At 67.9% G+C, this 14,654-nt stretch carries 17 protein-coding genes and 5 pseudogenes; 14 read left to right on the forward strand and 8 right to left on the reverse strand.

Going from position 1 to position 14,654, the window contains the following annotated elements; all coding sequences use genetic code 11:
* Positions 1-71: 71 nt before the first annotated feature.
* Positions 72-445, forward strand: a pseudogene (locus ACGFU7_RS27415) (potassium-transporting ATPase subunit B); the annotation flags it as partial.
* A gap of 249 nt (positions 446-694) precedes the next feature.
* Here ACGFU7_RS27415 and ACGFU7_RS27420 read toward each other — a convergent pair.
* Positions 695-898 carry a cold-shock protein gene (locus ACGFU7_RS27420; RefSeq protein WP_393699096.1) on the reverse strand — a complete coding sequence of 68 codons (204 nt, stop codon included), beginning with the start codon at positions 896-898 and terminating at the stop codon, positions 695-697.
* A gap of 280 nt (positions 899-1,178) precedes the next feature.
* Here ACGFU7_RS27420 and ACGFU7_RS27425 point away from each other — a divergent pair, with 280 nt between their 5' ends.
* The gene (locus tag ACGFU7_RS27425) at positions 1,179-1,394 is read left to right on the forward strand and encodes a hypothetical protein (RefSeq protein ID WP_393699098.1); all 216 of its coding nucleotides are present in this window, start codon (positions 1,179-1,181) and stop codon (positions 1,392-1,394) included.
* A gap of 4 nt (positions 1,395-1,398) precedes the next feature.
* On the opposite strand, the gene ACGFU7_RS27430 is transcribed toward ACGFU7_RS27425, so the two are convergent.
* Complete coding sequence (locus tag ACGFU7_RS27430) at positions 1,399-3,249, reverse strand: APC family permease (RefSeq protein WP_393699100.1); 1,851 nt, start codon at positions 3,247-3,249, stop codon at positions 1,399-1,401.
* 209 nt (positions 3,250-3,458) lie between these two features.
* On the opposite strand from ACGFU7_RS27430, the gene ACGFU7_RS27435 reads away from it, so the two are divergent.
* The 5 genes and pseudogenes from ACGFU7_RS27435 to ACGFU7_RS27455 form a co-directional block, all read left to right on the forward strand.
* Positions 3,459-4,016 (forward strand): hypothetical protein, encoded by a 558-nt coding sequence (locus ACGFU7_RS27435; protein ID WP_393699102.1) that lies wholly within the window; start codon positions 3,459-3,461, stop codon positions 4,014-4,016.
* 360 nt (positions 4,017-4,376) lie between these two features.
* Positions 4,377-4,748: pseudogene (locus tag ACGFU7_RS27440) on the forward strand (transposase); the annotation flags it as partial.
* 211 nt (positions 4,749-4,959) lie between these two features.
* A complete protein-coding gene (locus ACGFU7_RS27445) occupies positions 4,960-5,508 on the forward strand; it encodes a DUF1062 domain-containing protein (RefSeq protein WP_393699104.1) in 549 nt (182 codons plus the stop codon).
* A 107-nt stretch (positions 5,509-5,615) separates the two neighbouring features.
* Positions 5,616-5,846 (forward strand): annotated as a pseudogene (locus ACGFU7_RS27450) (transposase); the annotation flags it as partial.
* Positions 5,847-5,858: 12 nt separating this feature from the next.
* Positions 5,859-6,464, forward strand: a pseudogene (locus tag ACGFU7_RS27455) (Tn3 family transposase); the annotation flags it as partial.
* A gap of 5 nt (positions 6,465-6,469) precedes the next feature.
* Here the strand turns inward: ACGFU7_RS27455 and ACGFU7_RS27460 are convergent.
* From ACGFU7_RS27460 to ACGFU7_RS27470, 3 genes are all read right to left on the reverse strand, one after another.
* On the reverse strand, positions 6,470-6,601 hold the full coding sequence (locus ACGFU7_RS27460; protein ID WP_393699106.1) for a hypothetical protein: 132 nt from the start codon (positions 6,599-6,601) through the stop codon (positions 6,470-6,472).
* Between the two features lie 35 nt (positions 6,602-6,636).
* A complete protein-coding gene (locus ACGFU7_RS27465; protein ID WP_393699108.1) occupies positions 6,637-7,434 on the reverse strand; it encodes a maleylpyruvate isomerase family mycothiol-dependent enzyme in 798 nt (265 codons plus the stop codon).
* Between the two features lie 203 nt (positions 7,435-7,637).
* Positions 7,638-8,069: a hypothetical protein gene (locus ACGFU7_RS27470; protein ID WP_393699110.1), complete on the reverse strand. Its 432-nt coding sequence runs from the start codon at positions 8,067-8,069 to the stop codon at positions 7,638-7,640.
* 90 nt (positions 8,070-8,159) lie between these two features.
* Between ACGFU7_RS27470 and ACGFU7_RS27475 the strand changes: the two genes are divergently transcribed.
* The gene (locus tag ACGFU7_RS27475) at positions 8,160-8,288 is read left to right on the forward strand and encodes a hypothetical protein (protein WP_393699112.1); all 129 of its coding nucleotides are present in this window, start codon (positions 8,160-8,162) and stop codon (positions 8,286-8,288) included.
* 56 nt (positions 8,289-8,344) lie between these two features.
* A pseudogene (locus tag ACGFU7_RS27480) lies at positions 8,345-9,124 on the forward strand (ATP-binding protein).
* A 47-nt stretch (positions 9,125-9,171) separates the two neighbouring features.
* Here the strand turns inward: ACGFU7_RS27480 and ACGFU7_RS27485 are convergent.
* Both ACGFU7_RS27485 and ACGFU7_RS27490 read right to left on the reverse strand, forming a co-directional pair.
* Positions 9,172-9,681 (reverse strand): DUF3995 domain-containing protein, encoded by a 510-nt coding sequence (locus tag ACGFU7_RS27485; RefSeq protein WP_393699114.1) that lies wholly within the window; start codon positions 9,679-9,681, stop codon positions 9,172-9,174.
* The gene (locus ACGFU7_RS27490) at positions 9,678-10,028 is read right to left on the reverse strand and encodes a DUF6191 domain-containing protein (protein ID WP_393699164.1); all 351 of its coding nucleotides are present in this window, start codon (positions 10,026-10,028) and stop codon (positions 9,678-9,680) included. The genes ACGFU7_RS27485 and ACGFU7_RS27490 overlap by 4 nt, the downstream gene beginning before the upstream one ends.
* Positions 10,029-10,765: 737 nt before the next feature.
* Here ACGFU7_RS27490 and ACGFU7_RS27495 point away from each other — a divergent pair.
* Positions 10,766-10,996 carry a hypothetical protein gene (locus tag ACGFU7_RS27495; RefSeq protein ID WP_393699116.1) on the forward strand — a complete coding sequence of 77 codons (231 nt, stop codon included), beginning with the start codon at positions 10,766-10,768 and terminating at the stop codon, positions 10,994-10,996.
* A gap of 106 nt (positions 10,997-11,102) precedes the next feature.
* On the opposite strand, the gene ACGFU7_RS27500 is transcribed toward ACGFU7_RS27495, so the two are convergent.
* Positions 11,103-11,972, reverse strand: a complete 870-nt coding sequence (locus ACGFU7_RS27500; protein ID WP_393699118.1) for a helix-turn-helix domain-containing protein — start codon at positions 11,970-11,972, stop codon at positions 11,103-11,105.
* A gap of 180 nt (positions 11,973-12,152) precedes the next feature.
* Here ACGFU7_RS27500 and ACGFU7_RS27505 point away from each other — a divergent pair, with 180 nt between their 5' ends.
* The 4 genes from ACGFU7_RS27505 to ACGFU7_RS27520 all read left to right on the forward strand — a co-directional run bounded on the left by ACGFU7_RS27505 (position 12,153) and on the right by ACGFU7_RS27520 (position 14,439).
* Positions 12,153-12,482: a carboxymuconolactone decarboxylase family protein gene (locus tag ACGFU7_RS27505; RefSeq protein ID WP_393699120.1), complete on the forward strand. Its 330-nt coding sequence runs from the start codon at positions 12,153-12,155 to the stop codon at positions 12,480-12,482.
* Positions 12,483-12,537: 55 nt separating this feature from the next.
* Positions 12,538-13,386: an SDR family NAD(P)-dependent oxidoreductase gene (locus ACGFU7_RS27510; RefSeq protein WP_393699122.1), complete on the forward strand. Its 849-nt coding sequence runs from the start codon at positions 12,538-12,540 to the stop codon at positions 13,384-13,386.
* A 71-nt stretch (positions 13,387-13,457) separates the two neighbouring features.
* The gene (locus ACGFU7_RS27515; protein WP_393699124.1) at positions 13,458-13,871 is read left to right on the forward strand and encodes a cupin domain-containing protein; all 414 of its coding nucleotides are present in this window, start codon (positions 13,458-13,460) and stop codon (positions 13,869-13,871) included.
* Between the two features lie 124 nt (positions 13,872-13,995).
* Positions 13,996-14,439, forward strand: coding sequence for a zinc-binding dehydrogenase (locus tag ACGFU7_RS27520; RefSeq protein WP_393699165.1), 444 nt, complete (start codon positions 13,996-13,998; stop codon positions 14,437-14,439).
* The last annotated feature ends 215 nt before the right edge of the window (positions 14,440-14,654 follow it).

Genomic DNA, 14,654 nt, shown 5'->3' on the forward strand with positions numbered 1-14,654 from the left:
ATCGGCTCCCCCTTTATCGGCTCGCCCGGCCCTGCCATGCGGAGGGCCGGACCCATCAGAAGGTCTCAGCGATGCTTCCCGCCGCCCCTCAGCAGGCTCAGACGACTCCGGAAGGCTGGAACCCGGGGAGTGACGCGAGCAACCGGCCACCCCGTCGCCGTACCCGGCACGGCGGGCTCTTCGATCCCGTACAGCTGCTGAGGTCCATCCCGGAGGCCATCCGAAAACTGCACCCGCGAGCCCTGGTCAGGAACCCGATGCTGTTCGTGGTCGCGGCGGGATCCGTACTGATGACCCTCTCGGCGCTGATCCACCCGTCCGTCTTCACCTGGGTGATCAGCGTCTGGCTCCGGCTGACGGTGATCTTCGCCAACCTCGCCCCGAGGCCGTCGCCGAGGGCCGTGGCAAGGCACAAGCGGAATCCCTGCGCCGAGCGCGTACGGACGCTGCTCACCCGCCGGTGCGGTGACGCACCGTTCGCCCACGGCCTCCTGACGACGGCCGCTTCTTTTTCACCCGGTCCCAGCCGGCGCTGACCGTCTTCGCCGCCGACCCGCGGGTGACGGCCGTCGCTCTCCCCAGCAAGGCCGGACAGCGATGGCCCTCGCTGTCCGGCCTTGCTGGGCGCTTGCGCGCCGGAGCCTGAGCCCGGTCCCATCGGTTCATCCGGTGGGACCGGGCGCCCGGAGGAGCGCTACCTCACGGTGACGTTCTCCGCCTGTGGCCCCTTGGGCCCCTGGGTGACCTCGAATTCGACCTTGTCGCCCTCCGAGAGCTCCTTGAAGCCCTGGGTCTGGATGGCGGAGAAGTGGACGAACACATCTGGGCCACCCCCGTCCTGCGCGATGAAACCGAAGCCCTTGTCGGCGTTGAACCACTTCACGGTGCCTGTTGCCATCAGTTCATTCCTTGTTCCATGCCACGGCACGACCTCGCCGCGCCGACCACAGCCCCATCGCGAGTGCGGCTCCTGCACCTTGCCACCCCGAGCAGGCTTCCGAGCCGTTCTGATTCCGTGTCGGTGAAATGCATCTCCAATTCACGGGCAGCACTTCGCCAACGGCATCCCGACCGGAGCCGCTCCACACCCGAAGTCAGATGTTCTCTTCCGTGATCCAGCTTCAGCCGTCCGGCCGCCCCGCCCTCGCCCGCTGGTTTCCCACCGCGCCCCGGCCTTCATGACGCAGTTCGCCGACAACTGCGTCGAGGCGCCGACGTGCTTCCTTCCGGTCCTGGGCGGCGCCTTCGGAGCCGCCCCTGGCGGCACGCACACCGACGGAAGTCTCACTGGACGGCCGGCCGTCCCGGCCGGGGCGAGCGCCCTGCTCGTACGGATCACCTTCCTGCGCGGCAGCGAGGAATTCCCGTACGACTTGAAACTGCCCCGGCCGTAACCCGTCAGGGCAGATCCGAGAGCCGGAAGCGCAGTCGGCAGATCACGGCGTTCGTGTCGCGGCGGACGGCGTGTGCGACGACTGCGCCACGCTGGTTCTGCAGCGCGCGCTGCCACAGACGGGCCGGCTCGATCTCGGGGATGAGCACAGTGATCCGGGTGTCCCGATCGGCTGCCGAGAGCTCGCGTATGTACGCGGCGATCGGGCGGCCGACGGTGCGGCGGGCCGAGGAGACGCGCACCAGTGGAACGCCAGGATTCCACAGTGCCCAGTCGCGTTCCAGGGCCTCGGTCTGCGCGCGGTCCTCGGGATCGGGGTGGCAGACCGTCACCGCGCGCACCTCGTCGCCGAGTGACACCGCCGCGGTCAGGGCCTCACTCGTGAGCCGGGTCAGGGAGGAGACCGGGACCAGGACCAAGGACCGGTCGTGGTGCGGGGGTTCGGGGATGCGGCCGACCCCGAGACGTTCGCCGATCCGGTCGTACGCGCGGTGGACACACTCGAAGCCGGCGACCAGCAGCGGCAGGGCGACCACGATCAGCCAGGCGCCGTCGTGGAATTTGGTGGCGGTGACGACGACCGCGCTGACACCCGTGAGTACGGCGCCCAGACCATTCAGGAGTGCCTTGCCCGCCCACTGCGGGCCGCGTACCCGGCGCCAGTGCAGGACCATGCCGGTCTGGGCGATGGTGAAGCCGACGAAGACACCGATCGCGAAGAGCGGTACCAGCGTGTTGGTGTCGCCGCCGGAGAAGACCAGCATCGCGGCGGAGACACCCGCGAGGGCAAGGACGCCGTGGCGGTGGACCTGCCGGTCGGCCTTCAGCCCGAAGACGTGCGGGAGGTAGTTGTCGCGGGCCAGCAGCTTGAGGAGGACCGGCAGCCCACCGAAGGACGTGTTCGCGGAAAGGGCCAGCAGCACCATGGTGGCGAACTGGACCACGTAGAAGGCGAGATTGTGGCCGAAGGACGCATCGGCGAGCTGTGCGAGCACGGTCACGCCCTCGACCGGTTGCAGACCGAAGCGGGAGATGAGGACGGAGAGGCCGATCAGCATGACGCCGAGCAGGGCGCCGAGCGCGACCTCCGCATGCTGGGCGCGGCGGGCGGCCGGGGCGCGGAAGGAGGGGACGGCGTTGGCTATGGCCTCGACGCCCGTCAGCGCCGAGCAGCCCGCTGCGAAAGCCTTGAGCAGGAGCAGCGCGCCGACGGTGGTGGCGTTGTCGGCGAGGACGGAGGCATGGCCGGCGGCCGTCTCGGTACTCACCGGAGCGGCGCGGAACAGGCCGACCACGATGAGTACCAGGATCGAGCCGATGAAGACGATAGTCGGCACGATGAACGCACGGGCCGAGTCCACGATCCCGCGCAGGTTCACCGCGGTGATCAGGACCAGCACGACGAGACACAGCCACAGCCGGTCGCCATACAGCTCAGGAAACGCCGAGGTCAGCGCGGCCACTCCCGCGGTGACGGCCACTGCCACGTTGAGGACGTAGTCCAGGACCAGGGAGGCGGCCGCTACCAGGCTGGTACGACCGCCCAGATACGTCTTTGCGACCGCGTAGCTCCCGCCCCCGTCCGGGAAGGCGGCGATCACCTGCCGGTACGAAGCGACGAGGACGGCCAGCAGCGTGGCGATCGCCACGGTGACCGGAAGGGTGAAGCCGAGCCCGTAGCCGCCCGCTGCGGCCAGGACCAGGACGATCGCTTCGGGCCCGTACGCGACCGAGGCCATCGCATCGAGCGACAGCGCAGCCAGGCCGGTCAGGGCGGTGAGCTTGTGACGGGCACCGGTATCCGGGGGTTCCTCTGCGCCGGGGGCGACGCAGGTCTCGGTGGACTGGACGGACATCAGGTCGGACTCCTTTGTTCCAGGTCCGCTCAGGGTGTGCCGCATCCGACCGGCCATGGCCGTCGCTGGCGCGTTCTTGGCGTGAAACGGCAATACCTTCACGCGTTCTTGACGAGCACCGTCATGAGGACGTCAAAGTCGGCCGACACCACGTCAGCGGTTCATCAATGAACCGGGCGCAAGCCCTCGGCGCGCCTAGCGTCGGTTGCATGGGACGGAGCACGAGACCCGTTCCGGGGCGCGGGGCCGACCGTGTGGAGCCCCCCGGAACGCACGCTTCCAACACCGGGCGAGCCGGTGAACTACGATCCGCAATCGGCTGCGCCACGCTGCTCCTCGCGACGCTGCTGCTGCTCGACGGCGCTTCCGGCGGCCTCACCGCCCCGAGGGCGGCCCTGTGGACGGGACTCGCCGCCCTGCTGTTCGTGGTGCTGCTGCCGCCACGAGTGACAGCCGGCGAGGGCTGGCTCGCCTCGCACAGACTCCTGCGGGAGCGGCGCGTAAGGACCGACCAGTTGGTAGCCGTCCGCTGGTCCGACGGTGTCGCGCAGCGCCTGATCCTGCGCGATCTGGACGGCGGACGGGTTGAGCTGGATCCGCAGGTGCTCGTCGCCAACCCGCGGCTTTGGCGCCTGCTGGACGCGGGCGCCCGCGTCTCCCTGGGCCGAGGGACGCTGTTGTGCGGGGCGACCGCACTGGAACAGTTGTCACGGCGGATCGACGGCGAGAGCACCCAGACAGTTTTCAAGGTCTCCGGCCTTGAGTGAACAGCCACCGAACGCCGTGAAACAATTGCGCCATATGTACGAATTCTTGGGGATCTCAACGACGGCCCTGAGTAGTAGCCATACAGCGGTCAACGGCGAGATTGGCCGTCATCTGCGCGGCTGTCACTGGTCCCGCCTCGGCAGGATGGCCGGCACCGGCAAGACCGCGACCGCCGTCCAGACCGCGTAGACCGTCCAGGCCCCGCCGATCGTGGAGGCAAAGAGCTGGCCGTCGATCGTGCCCTGCAGGATCAGACGGGTCCACGCCCGGAACGGCAGAGCGTCGGTGATGACCGCGCCCAGGTGGATGTTGTCGCTGATGGCCGTCAGAAGAATGAAGGCCGGCAGGAACAGCGTGGCCAGCTCATTCCAGTCATGGAAGGCATCCGCGTCGCCCGCCTGGGCGGCGGGCGTCCTCGCACCCGCCCCGATCACCTCGGCGGCGACAAGGCGTACAGCTCCCGCCGTAACCGCCGCTGCCTGCGCAGACGCCACATCAAGCACACCATCCCCGAGCCGAAGGACCAGCGGGCCAACCGCAAGCGCCGGGGCAGCGACGGCGGTCGGCCCGCCGGCTTCGACAAGACGATCTACAAGCGTAGGAGCGAGGTCGAGCGGATGATCAACAGGCTCAGGAACTTCCGGGCCGTGGCCACGAGGTGCGACAAGCGGGCCCACATCTTCCACGGCACCGTCACCGTCGCCACGATCCGGCTCCGGCTTCGTCCATGATCCGCCGGACAGAACCTGGCGGTGGGGCGCTCGAAAACCAGTGGAACAGCGCCGCTGTGCGCCATTACCGTGCTGCCGAACCAAGTCGTCTAGTCAAGGACGTCCCGTTGTACACCCTGTGAGACCTCCCGAGCTCTGAATCGTCGCGCGTCGCGCATGTGCGCCGCGCTCCTTTTTGCTGCGGACTTCTCACTGAAACCGGTGTACTTCTGTGCTCAAAAACTGGGTGGTCGTGCCCACCTGCCTGCCGCTCGTTCTCCGCCGATGCCACGCGTGCGCGTCCGAGCGCTTCCGGGCAAGCGGTAAATTTCGCGTCAACGCAAACCACAAGCTCATCGACGCCTGGCTCCTCGCGCTCTGTACCGCTTGCGGGGAAACTGCAAAGCTCACGGTCCTGGAGCGGATGAATGTGCGCTCCATACGACCTGAGCTGCTGGACCGGCTGCACGACAACGACGCCGGCCTGACAGCTGAGCTGCTCCAGGATCCGGTCGTGCGGCGCCGTAACCGCATCGCCCTCGACTGGGACAACGCCTGGCGCCTCGACACCGGCGGATCGGATCACCTGGACCGCGAGGTGATCGACGTCTCGGTCCGTTTTGCCGCGCGGATCCCTGTCCGGCCGGTACGACTGATCGCTGAAGGTTGCGGTCTTTCGCGGGCCGAGGTCGAGCGACTGATCACGGAGGGGAAACTCGTTTCGGCAGTCCGGCTGAGCGGCAAGCTCTCCGGCGACTTCACCTTCATGCTCAAGCGCTGAGCCCTCCTCGGGACCAGGGGCCTGTCCGGCAAGATCCGCCGGACAGGCCCTCGCAGGGCTTTGTTACGTCTCTGGGCAGGTGGTCGTTCTGGTGGTTTCCTGCCGGTATGAGGGCGGATGAACTCGCGGAGTTCCGGGGCCGGTTGGAGGATTTCGCTGGGGAGGTGTTCGCGCCGCTGGTGCGTGCTGACCAGCGGGTGAAGGGTGGGCTGTATCTGCGGGGCCTGTTGCTGGACGGGCGTCGGAAGTCGATGCAGCCGATGGCCGAACGGCTCGGTGTGGACCATCAGCAGTTGCAGCAGTTCATGACCTCGTCGACCTGGCCGGTGGACACGGTCCGTACCAGGCCGGCCCGCAACAAGGTCAACGTGAAGAAGGTGCTCACGGCCTGGCCGGACATGCTGCGGGTGGCCGGCTCCCTGGTCACCAACCAGGTGAGGGCGTACGACCTGCTGCGGATGTTCGGCCGCGAGGGCCACCCCACCCCGCTGGGGCAGGCGTTCGCCGAGTACGGGCGGATCGCCAAGACCCTCCACCTGCTGGCGGTGGTAGATCCCGTGGACGACACCTACCGGCGGCAGATGCACAAGCAGCTCACCGTCCAGGAGTCCCGGCACAAGCTCGCCCGCGACATCTGCCACGGCAAGAAGGGCACCATCCACCAGGCTTACCGGGACGGGATGGAGGACCAGCTCGGCTCACTCGGCCTGGTCCTGAACGCCGTGGTGCTCTGGACGGCCCGCTACATCGACGCCGCCGTCGCCCAGCTCCGCGCGGAGGGCCATGAGATCCGTGACGAGGACATGGCCCGGCTGTCCCCGCTCAAGCACCGCAACCTCAACGTCCTGGGCCGCTGCAGCTTCACCGCCACCCAGCCGACGGGCGGCACCCTGCGCCCGCTGCGTGACCCGGACGCGGCCGGACTCGATGACGACGAGGACAGCGCGGAGAACTGACGGCGTCAGGTGCCGACCAGGGCGCCGATCAGCTTGTGGGCCGTCGCCTTGGTCAGCCGCTGCGACGCCGTGGCGGTCTGCTCCCTCAGCGGCCCCGAGGCCACCACGGCGTGGCTGTAGCCGTTCGCGGAAGGCATGCCTCGGGGCGTACGAGGTGGCGCATCGTCACGTCCTACTCATCGGGATCCCAGGCGCTGAGCTGGTCGAAGAGACGTCGGTCGCCGTCGAGCTGCAGGGAGTCGATCGGGATACGGCTGTACAGGGTGAGGACCGGCTCACCGGCCGTGCCCCGGGCAGAGGCGGCGACCGTGTCCGGGCCCTCGCCGGCAGCGGTGGCGGGCATTGTGCCGGGCGTGGGGAGACGGGTGATCCGTGCGCCGTCGGCGGAGACCGAGAGGCGCCAGGAGCGGCCCTCGGTGGCGTGGAAGTCGACGGCAGCGGGCTTGTGCGGCCAGGCACTCGTCGTTGCACAGCAGGTGGACAGGAACTCGTCGACACCATCGAGTGCCACCTCGTCCGGCAGCGGCTGCGGGGCACCCAAGGTGATCTGGGCGTCGTACGTGTGCACCGCGATCTCCTGGAGTTGGTGCCGAGCGACGGCACCGGAGGTCTGTGGTGACTCCGAGTCACCCCACCACGTCCAGCAACCGCGATCCGGGCCGGCCTCCTGCAGTGCGTCCAGTAGCTGCTGCATCGATGCGGCCAACCAGGCCAGCAGGGCCTCGCGCTCCCGAGGCGCAGCCGGGGCGCCCTCCGATGCGGACTTGGCGGCGGCAGGCCCTGCGGCGACGGTGGCGGCCCAGGAGCGGCGCCCCTCGCCCAGGTGCTGCACCAGGTCGAACAGCGTCCACTCGGGGCAGGTCGGCACCTGCACGTCGAGGCTGGGCGCGGAGGCGACCGCGGCGCGGAAGGCGGTCGAGCGTTCGTCGATCAGTCGCAGCAGGACGGCGAACTCAAGTGTTGTTGTCACACTGACTCTCTATCGCCGCGTTCCGACAATCGGACAGCGATTTTCACAGCCGCCGCGGCGGGCGCGCGGTAGGGGCCGCGCGCCCTCGGATGACGCGGTGTTCTGCTCAGATCGGGCGAGCCTCAGAAGCCAAGGGCACCTCTCACGGACGTCAGGCCCAGACGCGGTGGAGCCGGAGAGCGAGACAGAACAAATTTCTGAGATCAAAAGTCACTGACATTGATCTTGATGCTCGCCGCAAAACGGCTCCCGAAGTCACGCCGAAACGGCTCCCTCACCGGGGAAGAGGGTGCCTCGGCGAGGAGACCGACGGCCACCGCGATCCTCCCCGCCCCCGCGAGCAGCCGGCTCCTGAGCGGCTCGGTCGCCGTGCCCATCGGGTCCGGCTCCGGTGCTTCCGCCAGGAGTACGGCATCGACGATCACCAGACTGTCGCGCTGTGCACGCGGACGGCAGCTGTGGCGTAGAGCGCCAGCAACGAGCGAGGACAGGTCACGGACGGCCGTGTCACGGTCGGCTCCCTCGCAAAAGAGGTAGCGCTGGTTGCCGTCGGCGAGTGCAGCGATCAGGCGTTCCGTGATCGCCCGCACCCGCTCGCGGGCCTCCGGCGGCATCGTGCGGGCTGTGTGCCGCACCTGGGCATGTAGGGAGTTGACGACACCGCCCTGGACGACGAGGACGAGTACGTTGCCATCAAGGACTCACGCAGTGATGCGGGGGCGAAGGTGATTTCGCTGCACACCCGGCGTCTGCCGCCCGATCCCCGCCCGGCATTGCCGGACATGAGCAAGTACGACCGGCTGCTGATGCCGGTGACCGACACCACGAAGACGAGAAAGGGCACCAGCGCATGAGTCCCACCGCCACCGCCGCCGCCAAGCAGACTGCCGAGCAGATCCCACCCACCCGGATGCCGCTGCCCGAGAGCGACCCAGAGGACACATTGATCGATGAGGCATGCCGGGACCTGCGGCTGCCCGCCTTCCGGGAGCGGTTCGTGGAGCTGTCAGCCACCGCTCGGCGCGAGCAGTCCTCCTACAAGCGGTTCCTGCTCGACTTGTTGCAGGTCGAGCGGGCGGACCGGGATGTCCGCCGACAGCAGCGGCTGGTCCGCTCGGCGCGGTTCCCGCGGCCCAAGCGGCTGGAGGATTTTGACTTCGACCGCAACCCGAATGTGCTGCCCGAGACGGTCGGTGGCCTCAAGTCCACGTCCTGGGTGCGCGAGGGGGCGTCCCCTGGTGCTGATCGGTGACTCCGGCACCGGCAAATCGCACCTGCTGATCGGGGTCGGTATGGCGATCGCCGAAGCGGGTCTCATGGTCCGCTACACCACCACTTCCGCCCTGTGAACGAGCTCGCTGAGGCCGACGCGGCTCGGCGGCTGTCTTCCGTGATCGCCCGCTACAGCAAGGTCGATCTTCTCTGCCTGGACGAGTTCGGCTACCTGGACCTGGACAAGAAGGGCGCTCGGCTGCTGTTCCAGATCTTCACCGAGCGCGAGGAGTGCAAGGCGACCGCGGTGGCTACCAACTCGTCGTTCGCCGAGTGGGACAGAATCCTCGCCGACCCGAGGCTGTGCGCGGCCATCGCCGACCGGATCATCTTCCGCTGCACACTGATTCAGACCGGCACCGAATCCTACCGATGCCAGGCCACCGAAGCAGAACGCCAAGCCCAGGCCCGGCAGTAACCGGCCGTCAGCCGTTCCTGGCGTCCTTCGGGTGACGGCGGGGCAACTCAGCGTCTGGACGCGGGCGCAGGCTCTGCGACGGTACGCCTGCTGAACCGAAGGGTGGTGAGAACGAAGGCCAGCCCTCCGACGATGAACCAGGGATTCCAAAGGGCCAGCGTCCAGGCCCGCTGCCCCGCGCTCACGGAGGCGTCCAGGTGTGTCGTATTGGTCAGCAGTAGCACCTCGATACCGATGCCCCGGGCCAGCAGCAGGAAGCCGGCTCCCCACCCCAGCCACTTCGCCAGCAGCCCGGGAACGCCCCGAAGCCGGCAATGGGTGAGCAGCCATGCCAGCAGGGCACCGATGAGGCAGAGGGCCCCCACACCCCACAGACCGGCCACGACGAACCAGAGCGGGCGATCGGTGGCAAGTGAGCCGGCGGAGACGCTCAGCCCCACGTCGCCGCCTACGGCCCAGTAGAAGTGCAACCCGGCAAAGGCGATCGCCCACAGGCACGCGCTATGCCCCCATACCGAGGTCTGCTTTATTCCTATTCCTTCTCGTTGGCGTTTCATCGGTGGCCCTCGGGAACACCGTGCCCGTCAGCGCACGGGTCATCCTTTTCCTGCAGCAACACTATGAACGCGGTGCCCTTGGCAAGGTCGACACTGGAGCGGGGCGGTGCACCGTCGCCCTCGTGGTCCCGCCGCAGCAGCTCCACCCGCCGCTGCTCCAGCTCCACCGTCTTGTTTCCGTTCACGACCGCCGTGAACTCATCGAAAACCGTGTTGGATAACGACCGGCCCGTGCGCCTGCGCAGCCACGGGATCAGGCCCAGCCCCGTAAACCATCGCCATGCACTCTCTGCCAGGGCGAACAGGACCAGTAGACACGCGAACGCTGGGAAGGATATGGCCCACATCGCCACGGCCGGTCACCCCTTCATCCTCAGCACAGCTGACAGCCGGGAAACGACGGAAGATCCAGAGTCGTTCCCAACCATGACGGACCGATCCGGCATCCATGGGAAAGCACTTGCAGCCGCAACGGGCTCTCGATCGTCGTGAGCATCCGGCAGCTGACGCGCGCCAGGCCCTGGCTTCGATCTATCTGCTGCCTCCGGTCGGGGACGCACCCAACGGGGCTGAGCCCTTCTGAACCGCGCCTGTCAGGGACGCGAGCAAAAGGGCCCGGGACCACCAAAGCTATCGGTTCAGGCACTCGTCGCTACTGCGGACACTCCCGCCTTGTCACGGGACAGTCAGATGTCACCCGATAGGGGTGGCTCCCATTCTCATTGCCGATCATGGACCTCTGCTGCAGTCCAACTCCTGCACGGACAGAGCAACCTGGCTCTCACTCCCGTTGCCCGAGTGGCTCTCGTTCACCCTGTCGAAAACAGGGCGGAGCTACCTTCACGCGGCAATCGTCAGCGGAGCCTCCAGACGTTCCCACGCGCCGAGCCGCCCACACCGCACATAGTGCGCACGCACAAAACCTCAGGTCAGTCGCCCTTCTTCACCGGCTCCAAAATCGCCACGCACTCCGCATGATGCGTCGCGCGCAACACGTGCAGCCAAAAGAGGTGGAGAGAAACAGCAGGTCCGAGCTTCGCAGGCTTGCTCACACGATGCGAGCGATGTGCGTTGGGTGCGCCATGTGCGGACTCGCGACGCGCGGATAGTTCAGGCGGGCCCCGGCGAGGAGATCCTCGTCGACGTCCTGGACCTGGACACCGTCACCCGGGTCCGCCGCTACGGCTCCTCCGGGATCAACCGCCCCTGGAGCCAGCTCGCCGACTACGGAGAAGCCATTGAACTCCCGATGTACGGCGGCACCTTCCGCACCCCGGAATGGCTGAAGAACGGGGCCGGCGACACCCGCGACTGAGACGAGGCTTACGTCGGCGCTCGGTCAGTTCGGGAGGAGCGGCAACCCGGCTCGCGTCTGCTTGGGCACCGCCGCGGTACCTGAGGGTTCGATGACGGCGCTCAGTTCACTGGGAGAGGCCGGAGGCCGGCTCCTCTCGGCCGGCGGCCCAGGAGGCGAGGATACGCAGACCGTCGTAGGTGGGGGTGCCGGGTTCGGCGGTCCAGACGATGAGTTGCTGGTCGGGGTCGGTGCTGGCGGTGAGGGTGTCCCAGTCGAGAGTGAGTTCGCCGGCGACGGGGTGGTGGAGGACTTTGGTGCCGACGGTACGGGCGGCGACGTTGTGGGCGGCCCACCACTGGCGGAAGTCCGCGTCCTGCACGGACAATTCACCGACCAGGGCGGTGAGCCGGGAGTCGTCGGGGTATTTTGCGGCTTCCATGCGGAGCTGGGATACGGCGGTGCGGGCGACGTTCTCCCAGTCGTCGTACAGCGTCCGCATCGCAGGGTCGGTGAAGAGAATCCGCGTGTAATTTCGCTTCTTCTCCGGGACGTGCGCGAAGTCGGTCATCAGCGCGGCAGCCAGTGAATTCCAGGCAAGAATGTCCATGCGGCGGCCCATGACGACAGCCGGTGTCGCGGTCAGGTCGTCAAGGAGGCGCTGCAGCTGCGGCTGGACCGTCTGCAGAGTGCGGCGGCGGGGGCGGGCGTGATCCTTCCCGGCGAGTTCGAAGAGGTAGTCGCGCTGGTCGTCATCCAGGTGAAGTACCTGCGCCAGGGTGGTCAGCACCGGCCCGGAGGCCGGCATGCGGCCCTGTTCGAGGCGGGTGTAGTAGTCGGTGCTGATGGCGGCGAGCTGGGCGACTTCTTCACGGCGCAGACCCTCGACCCGACGCGGTCCGCCCGTCTCGGGCAGGCCCACGGTACGGGGGCTCAGCTCGGCCCGTCGGGCTTTGAGGAACTCCCCCAATTCGTTGAGGTGCGCGTTTCCAGTCATGCCAGCCAGTGTGACACCTGACGCACCCGCTGTGAGGGGGAGGAATCTATCCCTGGATGTTCTTATCCCAGGAAGAAATTCCTCCCTTTTCGCGTGTGCGGGCCCGTGCGAGTCTCGATATCAGCAGGGAAAAGAAACACCGGCCGGAGTGAATTGCGGCCCCGTTGCAAGGAGTACGAGATGGCTGAGCAGAGTGCACCGCAGAGCCTGGCGGGTATCGCACCGAAGCTCGTGGAGCTGACGGACAACATGCTGTTCGCCGACGTGTGGGAGCGCCCGGAGCTCTCCCCGCGGGACCGCAGTCTGATCACCGTCACCACGCTGGCCGCGCTCTACCGCACCGAGCAGATCGGCTACCACCTCGAAACCGCCCTGGACAACGGTCTCACCAAGGAGGAGCTGGCCGAGGCGATCACCCACCTCGCGTTCTACGCGGGCTGGCCCAACGCCATGAGCGCCATCACCCAGCTGCAGAAGATCGTCGAGGAGACGGAAGGCCAGGACGCCTGACCCGCCCTCGCGCACCCCACTTGCGCCCTCCTCGGGCGCCGCGAAGGAAGCACACATGAGCAAGGTCTTTTTCATCACCGGGGCAGGCCGTGGCCTGGGCACCGACATTGCCCGCGCGGCGCTGAAGGCGGGCCATCAGGTCGTGGCCACCGGCCGCCGCCCGGAGAGTGTCGCCGCGGCACTCGGCGGCGAGCAGGACAACCTGCTGGTCACCGCCCTGGACATCACCGACCTCGACAACGCCCGGGCTGCCGCAGCGGCCGCGGTGGAGAAGTTCGGCCGGATCGACGTCCTGGTCAACAACGCCGCCAACTTCTACGCCGGCTACTTCGAGGAGATCTCGTCGGCGCAGATGCGCCAGCAGATCGAGACGAACCTGTTCGGCCCGATGAACGTCACCCGCGCCGTCCTGCCGGTGATGCGCAAGCAGCGCTCCGGCCACGTCCTCACGATCTCTTCGATCGCCGGCCTGGTCGGGCAGGAGTTCTGCGTCGCCTACGCCGCAGCCAAGTTCGGCGTCGAGGGCTGGATGGAATCCCTGCGCTTCGACGTCGAGCCGTTCGGCATCCACACCACGATCGTCGAGCCGGGCTTCTTCCGCACCGAACTGCTGGTGGACACCTCCACCAGCTGGGCAGAGCTGTCCGTCGACGACTACGCCGAGCGCACCGCCGCGACGAAGGCCGTCTGGCAGGGCATGAACGGCCAGCAGGCCGGCGACCCCGCCAAGCTCGCCGCCGCCCTGCTGACGGTCTCCACGATGGAGGAGCCGCCGTTGCGTTTCGTCGCCGGCGCCGACGCCATCCAGGGTGCGGAGTCCAAGGCCAAGGAACTCCTGGCACAGGTGGACGCGTCGCGGGAACTGGGCGAGGACCTGGCCCACGACGATGTCACCACGGCCTGAAACAGGTAGCCCCGCACGACCGACGGCGTCGTCAAGAACTTCCGAGCAGTGCAGCAAGGAGAAACACCCTCATGGAACTCGTCAAGAAGCAGCCCACCACCAAGGCCCCGGCCGACTGGTTCGCGGGCGACGTGTGGTTCGACGTCATCTACGCCGGTCAGGAGCCGTCGCGGATGCGCGTCAACATGGTCCGCTTCTCCCCGGGCGCGCGGACGAACTGGCACTCCCACACTCTGGGCCAGACCTTGCACGTCACCTCCGGTATCGCGCTGATCGGCACCCGTGACGGCACGATCCTGCAGGCCCACCCCGGCCAGACGGTCACGTGCCCTCCCGGTGAGGAGCACTGGCACGGCGCCGCTCCGGAACTCTTCATGGAGCACCTCGCCATGTGGGAGGGCCGCGGCGACGGCACCCCCGAGACCACCTGGCTTGAGCCGGTCGCCGAAGAGCAGTACAACGGCCCCCGCATCAACGCCCGCTGACCCGCACGCATACTCCCGGCCCGGCCTCACCCCCAGAGGCCGGGCCCGAGCCCTGCGCGGGGCCGCCCCGTAGCCCCGACGGCCGCACTGTGCCCCGTGAGAACGCTGATCGAAGGAAGCACTGCTGAAGAGGGCCGGAGCCGACACAGTCGTCGCCACCGACGACCAGGACCTGACTCAGGCGGTACTGGATGCCACCGGCGGCGAAGGCGTTGACGTGGTCCTGGACCATGTCGGCGGACAGACCTTCGCCGACTGTCTGCCGTCCACCCGCGTCGACGGCCACGTGGTCGACATCGGACGCCTGGGCCAGGCCGAATCCACCATCAACCTCGACGCCCTGTCCTACCGGCACCTGCACGTACGCGGGGTCTCCTTCGGCTTCAGCCGCCCCGAAGCCCTCGGCCAGGTCATTGCCGCGCTCTTCGACGAGGTCATCCCCGCCGTCGCCGACGGCCGCATCCACCCCGTCATCGACAGCGTGCACACACTCGGCCGGGCCGACGAAGCCGCCGACCGCATGCGCAGCCATCAGGCCCATGGCAAGATCATCCTGACCGTGCACTGATCCGCTCAGAGGCTCAACCCGGTCGTGCACGCAGGCATGGCCACCGTGTCCTGCGGGAGCGACGCGAGAAGCAGATCACTCGACCATCTCGCGCCGGGACAGGCGTACCGAGCACGGAGCATCTCCGAGGTCATCTCGAGGCCAGCGGTTCACGGGGGCTGAGGCTGTGCGTAGGGGAGCATGCGTCCCCGCCGACGGGCGCGTCGGACGCGGCT

This window comes from Streptomyces sp. NPDC048473 (genome assembly GCF_043200155.1).
Classification (GTDB): Bacteria; Actinomycetota; Actinomycetes; order Streptomycetales; family Streptomycetaceae; genus Streptomyces.

Excerpts from the sequence above, each read along its gene's own strand:
- ACGFU7_RS27515 (WP_393699124.1), top strand. The coding sequence starts at position 13,458 with ATGGAACTCGTCAAGAAGCAGCCCACCACCAAGGCCCCGGCCGACTGG.
- ACGFU7_RS27505 (WP_393699120.1), top strand. The coding sequence starts at position 12,153 with ATGGCTGAGCAGAGTGCACCGCAGAGCCTGGCGGGTATCGCACCGAAG.
- ACGFU7_RS27435 (WP_393699102.1), top strand. The coding sequence starts at position 3,459 with ATGGGACGGAGCACGAGACCCGTTCCGGGGCGCGGGGCCGACCGTGTG.
- ACGFU7_RS27490 (WP_393699164.1), bottom strand. The coding sequence starts at position 10,028 with ATGTGGGCCATATCCTTCCCAGCGTTCGCGTGTCTACTGGTCCTGTTC.
- ACGFU7_RS27430 (WP_393699100.1), bottom strand. The coding sequence starts at position 3,249 with ATGTCCGTCCAGTCCACCGAGACCTGCGTCGCCCCCGGCGCAGAGGAA.
- ACGFU7_RS27460 (WP_393699106.1), bottom strand. The coding sequence starts at position 6,601 with ATGCCTTCCGCGAACGGCTACAGCCACGCCGTGGTGGCCTCGGGGCCG.
- ACGFU7_RS27500 (WP_393699118.1), bottom strand. The coding sequence starts at position 11,972 with ATGACTGGAAACGCGCACCTCAACGAATTGGGGGAGTTCCTCAAAGCC.
- ACGFU7_RS27425 (WP_393699098.1), top strand. The coding sequence starts at position 1,179 with ATGACGCAGTTCGCCGACAACTGCGTCGAGGCGCCGACGTGCTTCCTT.
- ACGFU7_RS27510 (WP_393699122.1), top strand. The coding sequence starts at position 12,538 with ATGAGCAAGGTCTTTTTCATCACCGGGGCAGGCCGTGGCCTGGGCACC.
- ACGFU7_RS27485 (WP_393699114.1), bottom strand. The coding sequence starts at position 9,681 with ATGAAACGCCAACGAGAAGGAATAGGAATAAAGCAGACCTCGGTATGG.
- ACGFU7_RS27420 (WP_393699096.1), bottom strand. The coding sequence starts at position 898 with ATGGCAACAGGCACCGTGAAGTGGTTCAACGCCGACAAGGGCTTCGGT.